At 31.9% G+C, this 3,873-nt stretch carries 2 protein-coding genes and 1 pseudogene; all 3 read left to right on the top strand.

Features of this window, described 5'->3' with window-relative positions; genetic code table 11:
• Positions 1 to 1,297, top strand: a 1,297-nt coding sequence (locus tag ABLA85_RS18560; protein ID WP_367965792.1) for a thioesterase domain-containing protein, incomplete at its 5' end; no start/stop codon positions are given.
• 459 nt (positions 1,298 to 1,756) lie between these two features.
• The gene (locus ABLA85_RS18555) at positions 1,757 to 2,917 is read left to right on the top strand and encodes a 3-deoxy-7-phosphoheptulonate synthase (protein ID WP_367965791.1); all 1,161 of its coding nucleotides are present in this window, start codon (positions 1,757 to 1,759) and stop codon (positions 2,915 to 2,917) included.
• 497 nt (positions 2,918 to 3,414) lie between these two features.
• A pseudogene (locus ABLA85_RS18550) lies at positions 3,415 to 3,873 on the top strand (IS982 family transposase); the annotation flags it as partial.

Here is a 3,873-nt window from a genome sequence, read left to right as displayed (position 1 = left end):
GCTTTATTTAAATGATAAACTTCCAACTTACATGATACCTACTCTTTATGTATCATTAGCAATGCTGCCTCGATTGCCTAACGGAAAAATAAATCATCGGAATCTGCCAGAACCAAGCTGGGACAATAAAGATAGCGGCTATATTGCCCCCTGCACTGAAACTGAGAGGACTCTTGCTAGATTATGGTCCGAAGTTCTTTATCAGACTAACGATAGTAAAAATGATATTAGCATTAAAGATAATTTTTTCCATCTTGGTGGGCACTCACTATTGGCAAACCACTTAATTTCACTGATACGTCAAGAACTACGAATAGAAGTTTCCATGAAAACATTATTCGAAACACCAATATTAGAAAATTTTGCTCAGAAAATTGATGATTTTCTGCTGAATTCTGGGAATAAACAACTGACCAATAATTTGGTTTTGAGTGAAGATATTTCAGTTATTGAATTACAAGTAAATAACAATAAGCCTAAATTATTCTGTATTCATCCTATCGGAGGACAAGTAACCTGCTATTCATATTTAGCAAAAGAACTAGCAACGCACTACTCAGTTTACGGATTGCAGGCGAATTCAGTAATGAGTTACTCTAATCTTATGGATTTAGCTTCATACTATTGTGATAAAATATCACAGTTTCAACCTAATGGGCCGTATCGTCTACTTGGCTGGTCTTCTGGCAGTTTTATAATGCTTGAAGTACAACGGGAACTTCAGAAACGAGGTTCTATCGTTAGTTATGCTGGTTTATTAGACCCTAGACCAATACCTAAAATACCGCAAGTGAAAGCGCAATTAGCATTTTTTGCAGCCATAAATATAGTTGTAACTCTTAGAAAGCGCTCAGTTTCTAACGAAGAAATAAATATTGTATATGCACGATTAATTTCAGATGGTTGGGGTCTTGAAACATTTTCTAATAAGGATAAAAGGAAAAATATTATTAAAATTATTGCGACAAATTTAGGTTTACAATGTAGTACCAGTATTATTCAATATATTGATTCTATACTAGATATAACTACTTATTATTTGAGCTTAGTTTCAGGGTATAGACCAACGTATTCATTAGGCTCTAACGTGTTTGGTTATTTTGCTGCTGAATCTTTGGAGCTTTCAAATGAAATTTCTAAACAAGAAAGACTAAAGTTTGAAAATCTGATAAATAAAGACAATATTAGCATCGTAAACGGTCATCATTACTCTATCCTTCAAAAAGGAGATGCTGAAAAACTTACAGAGGTAATTTTAAAGAATTTAAGAAAAAATGAAGTAATAGATAATATTTAGATATAATTAGATTTTTTATATTCAATATTTTTTAATTGACTTAATTATATTGAATTATTTTAATGCTTGAGGTGCCTACTCTCTAGCTCTTCAAGCATTATTAAATACAATTTTTATTATCCTAGATGGAGTTTATGTGTTTTTTAATATTAAATTATGATAAATACTATTGATTTCAAATTAATCTAAAAATCCCGACTCTGAGAAATTCATGATTTTAAATTATATAAAATCACCAAATAACAAAATTAATTTTCAATTAATACCGCCACTATAATTTGAGAGGGCTAATATTTTTAAAGTTAATTAAATGTTCAAAAATGTAATTGTGTTAATTATTTAATATAATTTATTGTATTATAATGTGTAAGTATTATTTTTAATGGCAAATGTCATTTTGATTAATAACTGAAAACCACCTTCTATGAAGGCGAGTTTTTACTTAGAGGCAGAATATTCATGAATATTGCGAATAAAAAATTTAGTTGGCAACAACCTATATGGGATAATGAATCTGATTTCATCAACGTAAAAAAAAGGTTAAATAGATTCCTACCATTAATTCCATATAATGAAATAACTGACATTTATGAACAACTAGAACAAGTATGGCAGAGAAAAGCAATAATTTTACAAGCAGGAGATTGCGCAGAAAGAATATCTGAAAGCAATTATTCTCATGTTTTTCAAAAAATTAAATTTTTGCATGAAATGTCTAGTTTCCTCTCTAAAAGAGTAGAAAAACCTGTTATTACTGTTGGTCGAATTGCAGGTCAATATACTAAGCCTCGTTCACAACAATATGAAGTATATAAGGATATTATTTTACCAGTTTGGCGAGGTGATAGTGTTAATAAACCAGAATTAACAATAGAAGCACGGCGTAATGACCCTAAAAGGATGATTTTGACCTATCATGCTGCAAGAAAGACTTTATCTTCTATCCATAAATATTATAATATTATAGGTAATAAGCAAAATTCCCGTATATGGACTAGCCACGAAGCATTACTACTGGATTATGAAAAAACGCAAATTCGTATCGCTGAAAATTCTAAACAATATCTAGCTAGTACCCATTGGCCTTGGATTGGGATTAGAACTCTTGATATAAACAGTCCGCATATTAGTTTATTATCAAAAATAGATAATCCTGTGGCCTGTAAAATAGATAATACAATTACACCTTCAATGATTTCTATTTTATGTGAAAAATTAAATCCAAATAAAATTCCTGGGCGACTCACTTTTATATCTAGATTTGGCAGCAAAAACATTCATAAACTTGGACAGCTAATTGATGTTGTTATAGATATGGATATTCCTGTTCTTTGGATGTGTGATCCTATGCATGGTAATACTCATAAAACTAGTATGGGATATAAATGTAGGAATATAACAGAAATAATTGCCGAAGTAATAAGTTTTCAAACACAGGTAATAGAACGTAATGCTTGTTGTGCTGGAATTCATCTTGAAACAACAGCAGAAAATATAGCTGAATGTTTTGGTTCAGGTTATAACCCAAATGAAGAAGAATTAGAAAAAATAATTTGTGATCCTCGCTTAAATTCAATTCAGACTTTAGAGGTTTTAAGCAATTGGGAAGGAAGATTTTGAATGCTATCTGCTATCTGCTATCTGTTGTTTTTATTAAGTTTCATCTAATGATTATTTTTAAAGAAAATCAATATGAAATAAATAAAGGTCATGAAAGGGAATTTAATTATATCCAACCTTGAATATTTAAACATGAATTTTATATTATTTGGTATGTATTATTGATTATTCCTAATTATTAGTAGATAATCTTCAATCGCTAGCAACGTAAATTAACGATCTTAGATTCCCGCTATTTGTAGCGGGATTTAAGTTATTGCTTCAGCCAGTTTAAGTCGCGTTAGCATCTTAAACATAAAACCATCCGCTATGCGGGTTGTTATGATTTTAATTTTTTATAGTCTAATAATATAATTATTTTTTCCTTTTTTATAAAAGGCATCAATTTAAATATTAAAATAACGCGATGCTCGACTTTTATGGTGAGTTGAAATGACATAGCCGCTCCTTTATAACTTTACTTCGCCAAAAATAGAGAAATAAAGGAACAAAAGGCTATGTCACAGCAAGATTTTATCATTTGGATGTTTTGTTGGGTAGATGACAATTTAACGCAGTTACAGCAAGGTATGCGATTCAGAAGCCGGAGATATCCGCCTAAACTGAGCGATGAAGAAGCCATCACGATGGAAGTGGTGGGTGAATTTTTGGGATTTTCAACCGATAAAGGCATTTGGAAGTACTTTAATGACCACTGGCGCGAGTGGTTTCCCAGACTCGGTTCACGCGCTAATTTTGCCAAACAAGCCTCGAGTCTTTGGGTTGTAAAACAAAAACTGCAAGAAAAGCTGGCGATATTATTGGGCGCATTCGACAGGCCGGTACATATTATCGATGGATTTCCGCTGTCCGTCTGTGGGTTCAAAAGAGCGAAAGGGAGCGCCAACTTTAAAGGACAAGCCGATTATGGGTACTGTGCAGCCAAAAACGAAACCTACTACGGCTTTAAAGGAATG

The organism is Xenorhabdus sp. SGI246, assembly GCF_040838225.1.
Classification (GTDB): Bacteria; Pseudomonadota; Gammaproteobacteria; order Enterobacterales; family Enterobacteriaceae; genus Xenorhabdus; species Xenorhabdus indica.
Note: the sequence above shows the minus strand (reverse complement) of the source record. Positions and strands in the feature narration are given on the sequence as shown.

Coding starts and splice junctions, on each gene's coding strand:
- ABLA85_RS18555 (WP_367965791.1), top strand. CDS start 1,757: ATGAATATTGCGAATAAAAAATTTAGTTGGCAACAACCTATATGGGAT.